At 62.9% G+C, this 16,184-nt stretch carries 16 protein-coding genes; 8 read left to right on the top strand and 8 right to left on the bottom strand.

Annotated elements, in window-relative coordinates; translation table 11 throughout:
* Window positions 1-124: 124 nt before the first annotated feature.
* Window positions 125-379, top strand: coding sequence for a YjhX family toxin (locus tag ASC86_RS22090; RefSeq protein ID WP_056326404.1), 255 nt, complete (start codon window positions 125-127; stop codon window positions 377-379).
* A 39-nt stretch (window positions 380-418) separates the two neighbouring features.
* Here ASC86_RS22090 and ASC86_RS22095 read toward each other — a convergent pair whose 3' ends face one another.
* The 4 genes from ASC86_RS22095 to ASC86_RS22110 form a co-directional block, all read right to left on the bottom strand.
* A complete protein-coding gene (locus ASC86_RS22095; protein ID WP_056326406.1) occupies window positions 419-940 on the bottom strand; it encodes a GNAT family N-acetyltransferase in 522 nt (173 codons plus the stop codon).
* 62 nt (window positions 941-1,002) lie between these two features.
* Window positions 1,003-2,484 carry an Asp-tRNA(Asn)/Glu-tRNA(Gln) amidotransferase subunit GatA gene (gene gatA / locus ASC86_RS22100; protein WP_056326408.1) on the bottom strand — a complete coding sequence of 494 codons (1,482 nt, stop codon included), beginning with the start codon at window positions 2,482-2,484 and terminating at the stop codon, window positions 1,003-1,005.
* A 51-nt stretch (window positions 2,485-2,535) separates the two neighbouring features.
* Window positions 2,536-2,823 carry an Asp-tRNA(Asn)/Glu-tRNA(Gln) amidotransferase subunit GatC gene (gatC, locus tag ASC86_RS22105; RefSeq protein WP_056326411.1) on the bottom strand — a complete coding sequence of 96 codons (288 nt, stop codon included), beginning with the start codon at window positions 2,821-2,823 and terminating at the stop codon, window positions 2,536-2,538.
* Window positions 2,824-2,900: 77 nt separating this feature from the next.
* Complete coding sequence (locus ASC86_RS22110; RefSeq protein ID WP_056326413.1) at window positions 2,901-3,605, bottom strand: metal-dependent hydrolase; 705 nt, start codon at window positions 3,603-3,605, stop codon at window positions 2,901-2,903.
* An 81-nt stretch (window positions 3,606-3,686) separates the two neighbouring features.
* Here ASC86_RS22110 and ruvX point away from each other — a divergent pair, with 81 nt between their 5' ends.
* Window positions 3,687-4,181, top strand: a complete 495-nt coding sequence (gene ruvX / locus ASC86_RS22115; protein WP_056326416.1) for a Holliday junction resolvase RuvX — start codon at window positions 3,687-3,689, stop codon at window positions 4,179-4,181.
* Here the strand turns inward: ruvX and ASC86_RS22120 are convergent.
* From ASC86_RS22120 to ASC86_RS22125, 3 genes are all read right to left on the bottom strand, one after another.
* Entirely contained in the window at window positions 4,118-4,462 is a 345-nt protein-coding gene (locus tag ASC86_RS22120) for a DUF6105 family protein (protein ID WP_056326417.1), read from the bottom strand. The genes ruvX and ASC86_RS22120 overlap by 64 nt on opposite strands.
* Window positions 4,459-4,620: a hypothetical protein gene (locus ASC86_RS26130; protein WP_162245028.1), complete on the bottom strand. Its 162-nt coding sequence runs from the start codon at window positions 4,618-4,620 to the stop codon at window positions 4,459-4,461. The genes ASC86_RS22120 and ASC86_RS26130 overlap by 4 nt, the downstream gene beginning before the upstream one ends.
* 135 nt (window positions 4,621-4,755) lie before the next feature.
* Window positions 4,756-6,405: an acyl-CoA dehydrogenase family protein gene (locus ASC86_RS22125; protein WP_056326420.1), complete on the bottom strand. Its 1,650-nt coding sequence runs from the start codon at window positions 6,403-6,405 to the stop codon at window positions 4,756-4,758.
* Between the two features lie 200 nt (window positions 6,406-6,605).
* Between ASC86_RS22125 and ASC86_RS22130 the strand changes: the two genes are divergently transcribed.
* From ASC86_RS22130 to dprA, 4 genes are read left to right on the top strand one after another with little or no spacing between them, the layout of a single operon-like run.
* Window positions 6,606-7,565 (top strand): aspartate carbamoyltransferase catalytic subunit, encoded by a 960-nt coding sequence (locus tag ASC86_RS22130; RefSeq protein WP_056326422.1) that lies wholly within the window; start codon window positions 6,606-6,608, stop codon window positions 7,563-7,565.
* A complete protein-coding gene (locus ASC86_RS22135) occupies window positions 7,562-8,851 on the top strand; it encodes a dihydroorotase (RefSeq protein ID WP_056326425.1) in 1,290 nt (429 codons plus the stop codon). Before ASC86_RS22130 ends, ASC86_RS22135 begins: the two co-directional genes overlap by 4 nt.
* A 22-nt stretch (window positions 8,852-8,873) precedes the next feature.
* Complete coding sequence (gene plsY / locus ASC86_RS22140) at window positions 8,874-9,488, top strand: glycerol-3-phosphate 1-O-acyltransferase PlsY (protein WP_056326427.1); 615 nt, start codon at window positions 8,874-8,876, stop codon at window positions 9,486-9,488.
* An 8-nt stretch (window positions 9,489-9,496) separates the two neighbouring features.
* Window positions 9,497-10,645 (top strand): DNA-processing protein DprA, encoded by a 1,149-nt coding sequence (gene dprA, locus ASC86_RS22145; protein WP_056326430.1) that lies wholly within the window; start codon window positions 9,497-9,499, stop codon window positions 10,643-10,645.
* On the opposite strand, the gene ASC86_RS22150 is transcribed toward dprA, so the two are convergent.
* Complete coding sequence (locus ASC86_RS22150; protein ID WP_348270776.1) at window positions 10,640-10,900, bottom strand: hypothetical protein; 261 nt, start codon at window positions 10,898-10,900, stop codon at window positions 10,640-10,642. The two genes, dprA and ASC86_RS22150, sit on opposite strands and share 6 nt — an antisense overlap.
* Window positions 10,901-11,128: 228 nt before the next feature.
* On the opposite strand from ASC86_RS22150, the gene topA reads away from it, so the two are divergent.
* A complete protein-coding gene (gene topA / locus ASC86_RS22155) occupies window positions 11,129-13,804 on the top strand; it encodes a type I DNA topoisomerase (RefSeq protein ID WP_056326432.1) in 2,676 nt (891 codons plus the stop codon).
* Window positions 13,805-13,806: 2 nt separating this feature from the next.
* Window positions 13,807-16,173, top strand: coding sequence for a ribonuclease R (gene rnr, locus ASC86_RS22160; protein WP_056326435.1), 2,367 nt, complete (start codon window positions 13,807-13,809; stop codon window positions 16,171-16,173).
* Window positions 16,174-16,184 lie beyond the last annotated feature (11 nt).

Here is a 16,184-nt window from a genome sequence, read left to right on the forward strand (position 1 = left end):
CCGCTGAGGGCCCTGCCTGCAAATCGCATTTGCGCGCTGGGCCGAAAACGAAGCCGCCGACGCTTACTCCAGGCGCCGGCCCGTTTTCACGCGTCCATACGGACGCCTCTCGGACTTCAAGACAATGGACATTTCACGCGACGAACAGCGTATTCTTCACCTCATGGCCCAAGGCGGCCGCATCGAAATCAGCCGGTCGAACGGCAAGATCGACATGGCCAAATGCTACACGCGCGACGGCTGGCTCTATCCGGGCTTCGATCTGCTGCTGTTTCGCAAACTGAAGCGGAAGAAGGCAATCTCGTCTTCCGGCGGCAAGCCTTACCGCATTACCCAGCGCGGGCTGGTGCTGGTGCGCTCGGAACTCAACAATCGCTGATGATAAAAGAAGCCCGTCCGGCAATGACCGGACGGGTATTCACGAATAGCTGAAAAGACTGGAGCCGGCGTCCAGCTCGGGCCGCTCGATCAGCACCTTGCGCAGGCCGATCGTCTCGACATTCTGGTCGAGTTTTGCGGCATAGCTGGTGGAGAGCGAGCTGACCGAATAGCCGCGCTTCATGAAGAAATCGACGGCTGCCGTGTTGCGGGCGTGGGTGCCGAGTTCGGCCGTTTCGATATCCATGGCGGCGATGCGGTTTTCCATCTGCTCCAGTAGGGCCGAACCAAGCCCCTGCCGCTGAACTTCAGCCGCTACCCACAGGTCGGTGATCGTGCCATCGCCCTGCTCCGAGGCGACCCACCCGGCCAGAGCGCCGTCGATCTCGCCGACCAGTACCCGTTCCCAGTTGTTGCGTAGAAAAGAGAGAAACGCGACTTCCACCGTATGGCGCATCTTCACGGGATCGACGAGCCCCAGAACGGCCGTCTGCCAGGCGGAAAGCCCGATTGCCGTCAAGGGGATAACGTCGTCTTCCCGTGCAATGCGAATGGTGATCATGCAGCTGCCTTTCAGCCGCACTACACCATCTGGAATGCCTTTTGACCAGCCTTAGCGGCCGATTACCACCACTTTGCCGGGGTGAAACGGCCCGCGGCCTGCTCGATGACGTGGGCCGTCTTGAACAGGGTTTCCTCTTCGAAGGGCTTGCCGATCAGTTGCAGACCGAGCGGAAGACCCTTGTGGTCGAGACCGGCGGGAACGGCGATGCCCGGCAGGCCGGCCATGTTCACCGTCACCGTGAAGATGTCGTTCAGGTACATCTTGACCGGATCGGACGCCAGATCCTCGTCGGCAATGCCGAAGGCGGACGACGGGGTGGCGGGCGTCAGGATCGCATCGACGCCGGCATGGAAGGCAAGCTCGAAGTCGCGCTTGATCAGCGTGCGAACCTTCTGCGCCTGCAGGTAATAGGCGTCGTAGTAACCGGCCGAGAGAACATAGGTGCCGATCATGATACGGCGCTTGACCTCGGTGCCGAAACCGGCCGCGCGGGTCTTCTCGTACATATCGACGATGTCCTTGCCATCGACGCGCAGGCCGTAGCGAACGCCGTCATAGCGGGCAAGGTTGGACGAGGCTTCGGCCGGGGCGACGATATAGTAAGCCGGAAGCGCGTATTTCGTGTGCGGCAGGCTGATATCGACGATCTCGGCACCGGCGTCGCGCAGCCAGGCGATGCCCTGCTGCCAGAGCGCTTCGATTTCTTCCGGCATGCCGTCGACGCGGTATTCCTTCGGGATGCCGATCCGCATGCCCTTTAACGACTGACCGAGCGAGGCTTCGTAATCCGGCACCGGCAGGTCGACGGAGGTGGTGTCCTTGGCATCGACCGATGCCATCGACTTCAGGAGGATGGCAGCGTCGCGCACGTCGCGGGCGATCGGGCCGGCCTGATCGAGCGACGAGGCGAAGGCGACGGTGCCCCAGCGCGAGCAGCGGCCGTAGGTCGGCTTGATGCCGACGGTGCCCGTGAAGGCGGCCGGCTGGCGGATCGAGCCGCCGGTATCGGTTGCGGTCGCGCCGGCGCAGAGGAAGGCGGCAACGGCGGCTGCAGAGCCGCCGGAGGAGCCGCCCGGCACGAGATCGAGGTTCGAGCCCTGCGCCCGCCACGGGTTCTTCACGACGCCGTAATAGGAAGTCTCGTTGGAGGAGCCCATGGCGAACTCGTCCATGTTGAGCTTGCCGAGCATCACGGCGCCATCGTCCCACAGGTTCTGGGTGACGGTCGATTCGTAGCGCGGCTTGAAGCCGTCGAGGATGTGGCTGCAGGCCTGGGTGTGCACGCCTTCGGTGGCGAACAGGTCCTTGATGCCCAGCGGAATGCCTTCGAGCGCCCCGGCCTTGCCGGCGGCGATACGTGCATCCGAAGCCTTGGCCATCTCGCGCGCCTTTTCGGGCGTGACGGTGACATAGGCATTGAGCACGCCGTTGGCCGCATCGATTGCGCCGAGATAGGCCTCCGTCAGTTCGACGGCGGTGATTTCCTTGGCGGAAAGCTTGGTGCGGGCTTCGGCAATGGTCAGGCGGGTCAGGTCGGTCATGGCAAGGGAACTTTCGAAAACTTCAAATCGGCGCGGCAGGAGAGAGGTCGACTATTCGACGACCTTCGGCACCAGGAAGAAATTGCGGTCGGTGACCGGCGCATTGGCAACGACGTCATCCGCCTTGTTGCCGTCGCTGACCACGTCCTCACGCTTCTTCATCGCCATCGGGGTTACAGAGGTCATCGGCTCGACGCCGCTGACATCCACTTCCGAAAGCTGCTCGACGAAACCCAGGATGCCGTTCAGCTCACCCATCATGCGCTGCGCTTCGTCTTCGCTGACGGCGATGCGGGCAAGACGCGCGACGCGCTTCACGGTGGCGAGATCTACGGACATGGAATGGCTCCGGTCTTAAAGGATATTTCCCCCGCTATAATGGCCGCGGCGCGGCGGTGCAACGGGGGAATCGGCGATCAGATCTCTACACGGGTGCCGACGGCCGGCGTTTCCACCGTGACGGAAGCGCCTTCCATGGCGCTGACGAAGGTTTCCGGCGTCTGGTCGACGATCGGGAAGCTGCCGTAATGGCAGGGAATGACCGTGCCGAAATTGAAAAAGCGCTGACAGGCAAGTCCCGCGACGGCACCGCCCATGGTGAAGCGGTCGCCGATCGGCACGAGGCCGATTTCCGGCTGATGCAGCTCGTTGATCAACGCCATGTCGGAGAAGATATCGGTGTCGCCCATATGATAGAGCGTCGGCTCGTCCTCGAAATGCAGCACGAGGCCGTTGGCATTGCCGAGCGCGTGGGAGACGCCGTCTTCTGTGATCTGCGCCGAGGAATGCAGGGCGTTGACGAAGGTGGTGGAGAAACCGCCGAGATGGATCGTACCGCCGGTGTTGCCCATTTCGAGCTTCGACACGCCTTTGCTTCCCAGCCATGCGGCGAGATCGGCATTGGCAACGACGGTGGCGCCGGTTTCCTTCGCGATCGCGATCGTATCGCCGACATGGTCGCCATGGCCGTGGGTGAGCAGGATGTGGGTGAGGCCTGCCGTCGCGTCCCTGCGCGTCTCGTCGCGGAAGGATGGATTGCCGGTGAAAAAGGGATCGATCAGAATTTTCGCCTTGGCCGTCTCGATGCGGAAGGCCGAATGGCCGAGCCATGTGATCTTCATGATGGAACTCCTGTCGATTTTAATGTGCGGGAAGCATATGGATCAGGAAAGCATCAATAGAGGATCGAATCGGCAAATCAAATGGCTGTTCTGACCATCGAAGACCTCGCTGCCCAGCTACAACCCGGACAGGCGATCGCGGGGCTCGACCTCGGCACGAAGACGATCGGCATTTCCGTTTCCGATCTCGGGCGACGGTTCGCAACGCCGCGCGAGGTCATCAAGCGCATCAAGTTCGGTATCGATGCGGAGGCGCTGCTTTCGGTTATCGAAAAAGAAAAGATCGCAGCCTGCGTCATCGGCCTGCCGGTCAACATGGATGGCTCGGAAGGCCCCCGCGTTCAAGCGACGCGCGCCTTCGTGCGCAACATGGGCCAGAAGACGGATATTCCCTTCGTCTTCTGGGACGAGCGGCTTTCGACCGTCGCGGCCGAGCGCGTGCTGATCGAGATGGATGTTTCCCGCCGCAAGCGCGCCGAACGCATCGATTCGGCGGCCGCGTCCTTCATTCTTCAGGGCGCGCTGGACAGATTGGTCACGCTCGGAAGGGCCGCCTCTTCCGACACGGAAGACTGAGGCGCACCGAACCGACGCTGGTACCAGGCGCGGATTTCGCGCCGTTTACGCCAGCCGATGATCGCGAAGACGATCAGGCTGTCAAAGGCGATGGCGCGGGCGACGAGCGGCGGAATGGTTTCCGGCGGCACGCCCAGAACATGGCCGTAAATCTGGAAGACCAGATCATGCACCTGCCGCGTCAGCATGAAGATGCCGAAGTTCATGTCGTAGTAGGAAAGGCTGTACCACGTGGTCAAAAGCGTGACCGGGGCAGCCCAGAGGATCAGAAGCCACTTCATGCGGTTCCCTCCATTTCAGCCGGCCGATAGCTGCGCGCCATCATCCTGCCTGCTGCATCCAGCAGCATCGCGCCGCCGAGAATGACGGCAGGCACGGTCAGGTCGAGCGCAAGGCCCGCAAAAAACATCATCATGATGATCATCAAGCCAGTTCGCACGGAACCCGCTCCATTGCCGGTATTGTTAACAGTCCGGGCACTCTTGCCCGTTAACCGTCACCGCGCAACGTAAACCATTTGTTAAGGTTAATATCCAAGGGCGCGCGCGGCGGCGCGGCCCTTGCGCCGTTGGTCTCACCCCACCGGCGGGTAGAGCAGATCGACGATGTATGAGGAGTCGAACCGCGAATCGAGCATGCCGTAGGTGGAGCGCCAGCCGGCGGCGAGCCGCGATTCGAGGAAGGCATCGGCGATGCGCCCTGCCCCAATGCGGTAGAGTTCGGCCGCAGCCGCGGCGAGCGCCAGTTGCTCGACCAGCATTCGGGCGGCGCCCTCGTCGCGTTCGCAGAGCGACATGGCGGCCTTCAGCACATCCACCGTCTTGCGGGCGGCGGGGCCGAGATCACGGCTGATGACCTGGAACAGGAGATCGAACAACTCCTTGCCGCGCGTCAGGACGCGCAGTACATCGAGCGCCATGACGTTGCCGGAGCCTTCCCAGATCGCATTGACCGGGGCCTCGCGGTAGTGGCGGGCAATCGGCCGCTCCTCGACATAACCGCTGCCGCCGAGGCATTCCATTGCTTCGGCGATCAGGCTGGGGGCGATCTTGCAGACCCAGTATTTCGCAACCGGCGTCATGATGCGGGCATAAGCCGCGTCCTCGGCGCTGTCGCGCGCCCGGTCAAAGGCTTCCGCCAGCCGGAACGACAATGCCGTCGCGGCCGCCACGTCCAGCGCCATGTCGGCGAGAACCCGCGTCATCATCGGCTGGGCCACCAGCGGCTTGTCGAACACTTTTCGACCGCGGCAATGGTGGACGGCTTCGGCCAGCGAAGCGCGCATCATGCCGGCAGAGGCCAGCGCGCAATCGAGCCGCGTCAGCGTCACCATGTCGAGGATGGTGCGAATGCCGGCATCGGGCGTGCCGAGCAGGAAGCCGAAAGTTTCGGAAAATTCCACCTCGGACGAGGCATTCGAGCGGTTGCCGAGCTTGTCCTTCAGCCGCTGGAAGCGGAGGCCGTTGGCGGAACCGTCTTCCAGAAGACGCGGCACGAGGAAGCAGCCCAGTCCCTCGCGGGTCTGCGCCAGCATGACGAAGGCATCGCTCATCGGCGCGGACATGAACCACTTGTGGCCGGAAAGGCGGTAGATGCCCTCACCCACCCGCTCGGCCATCGACGTGTTGGCGCGGACGTCGGTGCCGCCCTGCTTTTCCGTCATGCCCATGCCGATGGTCACGGAAGATTTCTGCATCCAGGGACGGTTGGACGAATCATATTTGCGCGACAGGATTTTCGGCGCCCATTCCTTCTGGACGGCCGGCGACGCGGTGATCGCGGCAACGGCGGCGCTCGTCATCGTCAGCGGGCAGAGATGGCCGCATTCGAGTTGCGCCGTCAGATAAAAGCGCATGGCGCGCGCCTTGTGGGAACGGCCACTCTCGTCGGCGATGTTTTCCCAAGCCGAAGCGTGCAGGCCCGAGGTCATCGAGCGGCGCATCAGCGCATGCCAGGCCGGGTGGAATTCCACCACGTCGAGCCGTTCGCCGCGCGGACCATGGGTCCGGAGCTTCGGCACACCCTCATTGGCCATGCGCGCCAGATCCTGCGCCTCGGGCGAGGTGACGTAGCGCCCGATCGCCTCGAAATCGTCGCGCAGGGGCCGCGGCATCGAGGCGGAAATATCCACTACCAACGGGTCGGTACGGAAAGCATTGATACCGGACCAGAGTTTCGGCTGGTTCAGTTCGGCAAGTTTTTGTTCGGTCCGGTTCAGAGTCATGCCGGGTTTCTAGCTTAACTTCCTGGCGTTAGGAACAGCGTCGCATCCCGATATCCGGCCTACGCGCAACTATTTGCGGCTCCCTCCGAAAAAGGCACGCAAAAGCGTGTGATGGCGCGGCGAATATCCGCTTGCCGCCTTGCCGCTCCCGGATGCAGCCTTTATAGACCCCCAAACTCCACATCATGAGGCGGGTCCACATGGATTTCTTTCCGCATCGCCACCTGCTGGGCATCAAAGGCCTGAGTGAGCAGGACATCACAACCCTGCTCGATCGCGCCGACGAAGCCGTCAAGATTTCGCGCCAGCGGGAAAAGAAGACCTCCACTTTGCGCGGTCTCACCCAGATCAACCTGTTCTTCGAAGCTTCGACGCGCACGCAATCCTCGTTTGAGCTGGCCGGCAAACGCCTCGGCGCCGACGTGATGAACATGTCGGTCGGCAATTCCTCGGTGAAAAAGGGCGAAACGCTGATTGACACGGCGATGACGCTGAACGCCATGCACCCGGACGTGCTGGTGGTTCGCCACTCCTCCGCCGGTGCGGCTGCGCTTTTGGCGCAAAAAGTCTCCTGCTCGGTCGTCAATGCCGGCGATGGCCAACATGAACACCCGACGCAGGCGCTGCTCGATGCGCTCACGATCCGCCGCGCCAAGGGCAAGCTGTCGCGCATCATCGTCGCCATCTGTGGCGACGTGCTGCATTCGCGCGTTGCCCGCTCGAACATCCTGCTTCTCAACCAGATGGGCGCGCGCGTCCGCGTTGTCGCACCGGCAACGCTTCTACCTTCCGGCATCGCCAATATGAGCGTCGAAGTCTACCATTCCATGGAAGAAGGCCTGAAGGGCGCCGATGTCGTCATGATGCTGCGCCTGCAGCGCGAGCGCATGGCCGGCGCCTTCGTTCCGTCCGTCCGCGAATATTTCCGCTATTACGGGCTGGATGCCGAGAAGCTGAAAGCGGCGAAGGAAGACGCCCTCGTCATGCACCCAGGCCCGATGAACCGCGGCGTCGAAATCGCCTCCGAAATCGCCGACGGTCCGCAGAGCGTGATCGAGCAGCAGGTCGAGATGGGCGTCGCCGTGCGCATGGCGGTCATGGAAACGTTGCTTCTTTCTCAGAATCCCCAACTTTCTGAAAAGGGAGGGCCGTTCGCATGAGCCAGTCCATCGTTCTCTCCAATATCCGGATCATCGACCCGTCGCGGAACCTCGATGAAGTTGGCACCATCATCGTTACAGATGGCGTGATCGTCGCAGCCGGCAAGGATGCGGCCAATCAGGGCGCGCCAGAAGGCGCCGAAATCAAGGACTGCACCGGCCTCGTCGCCGTTCCCGGACTTGTCGATGCCCGCGTTTTCGTTGGCGAACCCGGCGCGGAACACCGCGAAACAATCGAATCAGCCTCGCGGGCCGCAGCTGTCGGCGGCGTGACCTCCTTCATCGCCATGCCGGATACCGATCCGGTCATCGACGATATCGCCCTTGTCGAATTCATGCAGAAGAACGCGCGCGACAAGGCCGTGGTCAACGTCTATCCTGCAGCAGCGCTGACGAAGGGCCTCAAGGGCACTGAAATGACGGAATTCGGCCTGTTGCGCGAGGCCGGCGCCGTCTGTTTCACCAATGGGCGCCATGGCCTCCACGACACGCTCGTCCTTCGCCGCGCCATGACCTACGCCCGCGAATTCGGCTCGGTCATCGCGCTCGAAACCCGTGACCGGTATCTGGGCGCCGGCGGCGTCATGAACGAAGGGCTGCTGGCAAGCTGGCTCGGACTTTCCGGCATCCCCCGCGAGGCGGAGATCATCCCGCTCGAGCGCGACCTGCGCGTCGCGGGCCTGACCAGGGCCGCCTACCATGCCGCCAGCATCTCCGTACCCGAATCGGCAGACGCGATCGAACTTGCCCGCACGCGCGGCGCCAACGTCACCTGCGGCATCTCGATCAACAACCTGACGCTCAACGAAAACGACATCGGTGAATACCGCACCTTCTTCAAGCTCTCGCCGCCGCTACGCGGCGAAGACGACCGGGTGAAGATGGTCGAGGCGCTGGCGAAGGGCACGATCGACATCATCGTTTCCTCGCACGACCCGCAGGATGTCGATACCAAGCGCCTGCCCTTTGCCGATGCCGCCGACGGTGCGATCGGCCTCGAAACGCTGCTGGCGGCCGCCCTGCGCCTCCATCACGATGGCTCGGTACCGCTGATGCGCCTCGTCGATGCGCTCTCGACCCGCCCAGCCGCCATCTTCGGTCTCGATGCCGGCACCCTAAAGCCCGGTGCCAAGGCGGATATCGCGGTGATCGATCTCGACGAACCGTGGATACTCTCCGAGGCCGCGATCGTCTCGCGTTCGAAGAACACGCCTTTCGAAAATGCCCGCTTTACCGGCCGGGTGGTTCAAACCTATGTTGCGGGAAAACTGGTTCACGCCCTTTGAGACGTGACGGCGGGAGGACGTGGTGGAAAGCAATTTTTGGCAATTGAGCCCGGCCCTGACGGCTGTCAGCGCCGTCCTTGGGTACCTGCTCGGCTCCATACCCTTCGGGCTGATCCTGACGCGCATGGCCGGCCTCGGCGACGTGCGCAAGATCGGCTCCGGCAATATCGGCGCGACCAACGTCTTGAGAACCGGCAACAAGAAGCTTGCCGCCGCAACGCTGCTGCTCGATGCCCTGAAGGGAACGGCAGCCGCGCTCGTCGCCAAATATCTCTGGGGTTTGGATGCGGCCCTCGTCGCCGGCTTCGCCGCCTTCATCGGGCACCTCTTTCCCGTATGGCTGGGGTTCAAGGGCGGCAAGGGCGTTGCGACCTATATCGGCGTCCTGCTCGGCGTCGCGCCGCTGATGGTGCTGGTCTTTGCTGCCGTCTGGCTTTTGTTTGCCAAGTTGAGCCGTTATTCATCGCTCGCCGCACTGGTTGCAACTCTTGTCGTTCCGGTTGTATCCTACGCTATCGGGGATACCAAACCGGCCATCCTTTTCGCCATCATGACGCTCATTACTTGGATCAAGCACAAAGCGAACATCCAGCGTCTCCTGGCAGGAACGGAAAGCCGGATAGGCGACAAGGGATAGGGGTCTGAATGTCTGATGTCAGCGCGGAACGAACGGGAATTGCGCTGACGGAAAGACAAAGGCTGGCGTGGCTGCGGCTGATCCGCAGCGACAATGTCGGCCCCGCCACCTTCCGCGATCTCATCAATCATTTCGGATCGGCCGAAACGGCGTTGGACATGCTGCCGGAGCTTTCGCGCCGGGGCGGTTCCGCCCGCAGCATCCGGGTCGCAACGCCCGGCGAAGCGGAACGGGAAATGCAGATGGCGTCCCGCCTCGGTGCGCGTTTCGTCGGCATCGGCGAGCCCGACTATCCTGTTGCCCTGCGCCAGATCGAAGGCGCACCGCCGCTTCTCACCATCAAGGGCCGTCTCCAGACCGCCGCCCTGCCCGCGCTCGGGATTGTCGGCTCGCGCAACGCGTCGATCGCCGGCGGCAAGTTCGCCGCGATGATGGCCCGCGAAGTTGGTGGCGCCGGTTATGCCATCATATCCGGTCTTGCCCGCGGCATCGATACGGCGGCCCACCGCGCCAGCCTTGAAACCGGCACGATCGCCGCGCTCGCAGGCGGGCTCGACCGCGCCTACCCGCCTGAAAACGTCCGGCTTCTCGACGAGATCACCGGCGGCAACGGGCTTGCCATTACGGAAATGCCGCTCGGCTGGGAACCCCGCGCCCGCGATTTTCCGCGCCGGAACCGGCTGATCGCCGGGGTTTCGCTCGGCCTTCTCGTCGTCGAAGCGGCGCAACGCTCGGGATCGCTGATCACCGCCCGTTATGCCGCCGATTTCGGGCGGATCGTCTTTGCCGTGCCGGGCTCGCCGCTCGATCCGCGCAGCCACGGCACCAACCGGCTGATCAAGGACGGTGCGACCCTGACGTCAGAGGCCCGCGATATCCTCGAAGTCCTTGCGCCCATCAGCCGGATCGATCTCTTTTCGCAACAGCAAGCCGAGGAACCCGAAAACACGGCGCCGCCGCCACAAGCGCCGCCAAGCGATGACGAGCGGGCCGCAATCGTCGATGCACTCGGCCCCACGCCGGTTGATATCGACGACATAATCCGCCACACCGGCGCGCCGGCATCTACGGTCTATCTCATACTGTTGGAACTGGATTTGGCAGGTCGTCTTCACCGCCATGTCGGCGGTCTGGTCTCTCTGGACCTGACCCTATGACGATGCCCGGCGACGTGACACGATATCGCCGGCCTCTACTGCCGCCATCTCGATGAGATAGACGAGCATGTCTTCCCGTTGCCCGGAGGCCATGGTTCTGAGCTCACCCAGCATGTGCCGGATATAGATAATGATCTCGGGCGATGGGGCTTCCGGCAGATCGTCCACTTCCTGTTTCGACATCATCGGCAGCGCATTCTTTCTCTGCTCGTCACAACCAGCAGCTCTGTTGGGCGGCGCGAGCAAACCCGGCACGCCATGATTCTAGCCAATGTCTTCCTGACTCGGTACACTTCAGGAACGATAGCACCAATATCTATAATTGCAATATTAACGTATTTACGCATAGGTTGCATAGCGTTGTGTGTCGCTAATTTTCCCTCGGGCACTTGACCCCGGACGAATCCCTGTCCATGTCGGGGCTACTCTCTTTCAAGCGCGCATTCGAGTTGCAGCGCGCGTACAAATGGTTGTTCCAGGAATATGACTAGCGTCGTCGTCGTCGAATCGCCTGCCAAGGCAAAGACCATCAATAAATATCTGGGGCCTGGATATAAGGTGCTGGCCTCCTTCGGCCATGTGCGTGATCTTCCCGCCAAGGACGGCTCCGTGCTGCCCGACGAGGATTTCGCCATGTCGTGGGAAGTCGACAGCGCGTCCGCCAAGCGCGTAAACGACATCGGCGCGGCGCTGAAGGCCTCAGACGGCCTGATCCTCGCAACCGACCCGGATCGCGAGGGAGAGGCGATTTCCTGGCACGTGCTCGATCTTCTGAAAAAGAAGAAGCTGATTGGCGACAAGCCAGTCCAGCGCGTGGTCTTCAACGCCATCACCAAGAAGGCCGTTCTCGATGCGATGGCCAATCCGCGTGATATCGACGTTCCGCTGGTCGATGCCTATCTCGCCCGCCGCGCGCTGGACTATCTCGTCGGCTTCAACCTCTCGCCGGTTCTCTGGCGTAAGCTGCCGGGTGCCCGCTCGGCCGGCCGCGTGCAGTCCGTGGCGCTGCGCCTCGTCTGCGACCGTGAAGGTGAAATCGAACGCTTCGTTTCGGAAGAATACTGGAACATTTCCGCGCTCTTGAAGACGCCGCGCGGTGACGAATTCGAGGCCCGGCTGGTTTCGGCAGACGGCAAGCGCTTGCAGGCACGCTCGGTCGGCAACGGCGAAGACGCCAATCGCCTGAAGACGCTGCTGGAAGGTGCAAGCTATGTCGTCGACACCGTCGAGGCAAAGCCGGTCAAGCGCAATCCCTCGCCGCCCTTCACCACCTCGACCTTGCAGCAGGCCGCTTCCTCCAAGCTCGGCTTTTCGGCCTCGCGCACCATGCAGGTGGCGCAGCGGCTCTATGAGGGCCTCGATCTCGGCGGCGAAACCGTCGGTCTGATCACCTATATGCGTACCGACGGCGTGCAGATGGCACCGGAGGCGATCGATGCCGCCCGCGCCGCGATCGGCGACCAGTTCGGCGCCCGTTACGTGCCGGACAAGGCGCGGATCTATACCACCAAGGCGAAAAACGCCCAGGAAGCCCACGAAGCGATCCGCCCGACCGACTTCAACCGCACGCCGGACCAGGTCAAGCGCTACCTCGACGCCGACCAACTGCGCCTCTACGACCTCATCTGGAAACGCGGCATCGCCAGCCAGATGGCGTCCGCCGAGATCGAGCGCACAACGGTCGAAATCCTTGCCGACAACGGCGGCCAGAAGGCTGGTTTGCGCGCTGTCGGCTCGGTCATCCGCTTCGACGGCTTCATCGCCGCCTATACCGACCAGAAGGAAGACGGCGAACAGAGCGACGACGGGGATGACGAAGGCCGTCTGCCCGAAATCAACGCCCGCGAAAAACTGGCCAAGCAGAAGATCAATGCCAGCCAGCATTTCACCGAACCGCCGCCGCGCTACTCGGAAGCAAGCCTGATCAAGAAGATGGAAGAGCTGGGCATTGGCCGGCCCTCCACCTATGCCGCGACGCTCGCCACCCTGCGTGACCGCGAATATGTGACCATCGACAAGCGCAAGCTGATCCCGGAAGCCAAGGGGCGTCTCGTCACCGCCTTCCTCGAAAGCTTCTTCGCCCGTTATGTCGAATATGACTTCACGGCATCGCTCGAAGAAAAGCTCGACCAGATTTCGGCCGGCGAACTCAACTGGAAGGACGTTCTGCGCGACTTCTGGAAGGATTTCTTCGCACAGATCGAAGACACCAAGGAACTGCGTGTTACCAACGTTCTCGACGCGCTGAACGAGGAACTGGCGCCGCTCGTCTTCCCGAAGCGTGAGGACGGCAGCGATCCGCGCATCTGCCAGGTCTGCGGCACCGGAAAGCTTTCGCTGAAGCTCGGCAAGTACGGCGCCTTCGTCGGCTGCTCGAACTATCCGGAATGCAACTTCACCCGCCAGCTGTCCTCCGATAGCAACGGCGAAGAAGCAGCAGCCGTGAACGAACCGCAGTCGCTCGGCAAGGACCCGCATACGGGCGAAGAAATCACCCTGCGCAGCGGCCGCTTCGGACCTTACGTCCAGCGTGGCGACGGCAAGGATGCCAAGCGCTCCAGCCTGCCGAAGGGCTGGACACCCGCAACGGTCGATCACGAAAAGGCGGTCGCCCTGCTCTCGCTGCCGCGCGATATCGGCGCGCATCCCGAAACCGGCAAGATGATCTCCTCCGGCCTCGGCCGCTATGGGCCGTTCATTCTCTCGGATGGCAAATACGCCAATCTGGAGAGCATCGAGGACGTGTTCTCGATCGGCCTCAACCGTGCCGTTGCGGTTCTCGCCGACAAGCAGTCGAAGGCCGGCGCCGGCCGCGGTGCGGCCCAGGCGGCACTGAAGGAACTCGGCGAGCATCCAGCAGGTGGCGCGGTCACCGTTCGCGACGGGCGTTATGGTCCCTATGTGAACTGGGGCAAGATCAATGCGACGTTGCCGAAGGGCAAGGAGCCGCAATCGGTGACGCTCGAAGAGGCGATCCCGCTTCTGGCCGAGCGCGCGGCCAAGAGCGGTGTCAAGGCACCGAAGGCAAAGGCTGCGCCCAAGGCAAAAGCTGCGGCCAAGCCGAAGGCTGCAGCGGAAAAAGCTGAGAAGCCGAAGGCGGCCGCCAAGAAGACGACCGCGACCAAGGCAAAAGCCGCGCCTAAGGCCAAGAAAGGCTGACTGTGACGAGACCTCCCCGCGACCGAACCGAACGGCCCGTGAAATCGACGGTTCGGCTCGGCCGCGCCGCCAAGCTTGCATCGCTGCCGAAGGACCCGGATGTGATCATCCACGGCGCCATTCCGCCGCGCGACGTGCTGATGCGCTTCATCTCCGAAAACCCGGACCGGGCTTCCAAGCGCGAAATCGCCAAGGCCTTCGGCCTCAAGGGCGAGCACCGCGTCGAATTGAAGGCGCTGTTGCGCGAGCTGGAACAGGACGGGCTGGTCGAGAAGAAGCGCAAGTCGCTGGTGCGCCCCGGCGCCCTGCCGCCGGTGACCGTGCTCGATATCACGACCCGCGACAAGGATGGGGAGCTGATCGGCCGCCCGGCGGAATGGCCGGAGGATGCGGGCGTCGCGCCTGCCGTGCTGATTCGCCAGTCAACCGTCGCAAAGGCCAAGGGCAAGATGCCCGTCGGCGGCATCGGCGACCGGGTGCTGGCCAAAATCTTCCCGGCAAAGGATCGCGGCGGCCCGTCCTATACGGGCCGTATCGTCAAGATTCTCGACAAGCGCCGCAACAACAACGCCTCTCTCGGCGTCGTCCGCCTGCTGACGGATGGCACGGCACGCATTCTGCCGATCGACAAGCGCGGCGAGGAGTTGCAGGTCGAAGCGGACGGCCTTGGCGAGGCCAAGGAAGGGGATCTGGTGGATGTCGAGGTTGTGCGCACGGGCCGCTTCGGCCTGCCGCGCGCCCGCGTCAAATCTGTCATCGGCTCGGTCGCCAGCGAAAAGGCGATCTCCATGATCGCCATCCATGCCCACGGCATTCCCTATATCTTCCCCGACAGCGTCATCCGCGAGGCGGAGGCCGCCGGCCCTGCCACCATGTCCCATCGCGAGGACTGGCGCAGCCTTCCCCTTATCACCATCGATCCGGCCGACGCCAAGGACCATGATGACGCGGTTCATGCGGAACCAGACCCCTCGCCGGAAAACCCCGGCGGCGTGATCGTCACCGTCGCGATTGCCGATGTCTCCTGGTATGTGCGGCCGAAATCGGCGCTCGACAACGAGGCGCTGAAGCGCGGCAATTCCGTCTATTTCCCGGATCGGGTCGTGCCGATGCTGCCGGAGCGGATTTCCAACGAGTTGTGCTCGCTGAAGGAAAACGTCGACCGGCCGGCGCTCGCCGTGCGCATGCGGTTTTCGAAGGAAGGCCGCAAGGCCGGCCATACCTTCCACCGCATCATGATGAAGAGCGCGGCAAAGCTCTCCTACCAACAGGCACAGGCCGCCATCGACGGCAATCCCGACGACAAGACCGGGCCGATCCTCGATACGATCCTGAAGCCGCTGTGGGACGCCTATGCCATTCTGACGCGCGGCCGTGACCGCCGCCAGCCGCTTGAACTCAACATGCCCGAACGCAAGATCATTCTGAAGCCGGACGGAACGGTCGATCGCGTCCATGTTCCCGATCGCCTCGACGCCCACAAACTGATCGAGGAGATGATGATCCAGGCCAACGTCGCGGCTGCCGAGACGCTGGAAGTGAAGAAGCAGCCGCTGGTCTACCGTGTCCATGATGCGCCCTCGCTTGCTAAGCAGGAGACGCTGCGCGAATTCCTGGCGACGCTCGATCTTTCTCTCGTCAAGGGCGGCAGCATTCGTTCGAACCACTTCAACGGCATTCTTTCGAAAGCCGAAGGCCAGCCTTTCGAGACCATGGTCAACGAGATGGTGCTGCGCTCGCAAAGCCAGGCGGTCTACAGCCCGGAAAATATCGGGCATTTCGGCCTCAACCTGATGAAATACGCGCATTTCACCTCGCCGATCCGCCGCTATGCCGACCTTATCGTGCATCGGGCGCTTGTATCGACGCTGAAGCTTGGCGAGGGCGGCATCACGCCGGCCGAGGAAGGTGCGCTGGAGGACATTGCTGCCGAAATCTCGACGTTCGAGCGCCGGGCAATGGCCGCCGAGCGCGACACGGTCGACCGGCTGATCGCCCACCACCTCAGCGGTCGAGTCAACGAGGAATTCGACGCACGCGTCTCCGGCGTTACCAAGGCGGGACTTTTTGTCACCCTGCCGACCTATGGCGCCGATGGCTTCGTGCCTATATCTACCCTCGGACGCGACTATTATGTTTATGACGAGGCTCATCAGGCGCTTTCCGGCGAAAAGACGGGGCTGGGCTATCGGCTGGGCGACGACGTCAAGGTAAAGCTCGTCGAAGCCGTGCCGCTGGCCGGCGCGCTGCGGTTCGAGATGATCAGCGAAGGCCGCAAGATGCCGACGGCGATCCGCTCCTTCCACAAGGCTGGCCGCCGCTCCGCCCGCAAGATGCCGGGAACCCGCGCGCCGCGCGGCAGGCGCTGAAGAGCCGACCG

This window comes from Rhizobium sp. Root1212 (assembly GCF_001424985.1).
Taxonomy (GTDB): Bacteria; Pseudomonadota; Alphaproteobacteria; order Rhizobiales; family Rhizobiaceae; genus Pararhizobium.

What these genes read in the sequence shown, in the direction of transcription:
- ASC86_RS22120 (WP_056326417.1), bottom strand. Translation starts at nt 4,462, where the DNA reads ATGAAGTGGCTTCTGATCCTCTGGGCTGCCCCGGTCACGCTTTTGACC.
- ASC86_RS22135 (WP_056326425.1), top strand. Translation starts at nt 7,562, where the DNA reads ATGAGCCAGTCCATCGTTCTCTCCAATATCCGGATCATCGACCCGTCG.
- gatC (WP_056326411.1), bottom strand. Translation starts at nt 2,823, where the DNA reads ATGTCCGTAGATCTCGCCACCGTGAAGCGCGTCGCGCGTCTTGCCCGC.
- ruvX (WP_056326416.1), top strand. Translation starts at nt 3,687, where the DNA reads ATGGCTGTTCTGACCATCGAAGACCTCGCTGCCCAGCTACAACCCGGA.
- ASC86_RS22095 (WP_056326406.1), bottom strand. Translation starts at nt 940, where the DNA reads ATGATCACCATTCGCATTGCACGGGAAGACGACGTTATCCCCTTGACG.
- ASC86_RS22125 (WP_056326420.1), bottom strand. Translation starts at nt 6,405, where the DNA reads ATGACTCTGAACCGGACCGAACAAAAACTTGCCGAACTGAACCAGCCG.
- dprA (WP_056326430.1), top strand. Translation starts at nt 9,497, where the DNA reads ATGTCTGATGTCAGCGCGGAACGAACGGGAATTGCGCTGACGGAAAGA.
- ASC86_RS22110 (WP_056326413.1), bottom strand. Translation starts at nt 3,605, where the DNA reads ATGAAGATCACATGGCTCGGCCATTCGGCCTTCCGCATCGAGACGGCC.
- ASC86_RS22130 (WP_056326422.1), top strand. Translation starts at nt 6,606, where the DNA reads ATGGATTTCTTTCCGCATCGCCACCTGCTGGGCATCAAAGGCCTGAGT.
- gatA (WP_056326408.1), bottom strand. Translation starts at nt 2,484, where the DNA reads ATGACCGACCTGACCCGCCTGACCATTGCCGAAGCCCGCACCAAGCTT.
- ASC86_RS22090 (WP_056326404.1), top strand. Translation starts at nt 125, where the DNA reads ATGGACATTTCACGCGACGAACAGCGTATTCTTCACCTCATGGCCCAA.
- topA (WP_056326432.1), top strand. Translation starts at nt 11,129, where the DNA reads ATGACTAGCGTCGTCGTCGTCGAATCGCCTGCCAAGGCAAAGACCATC.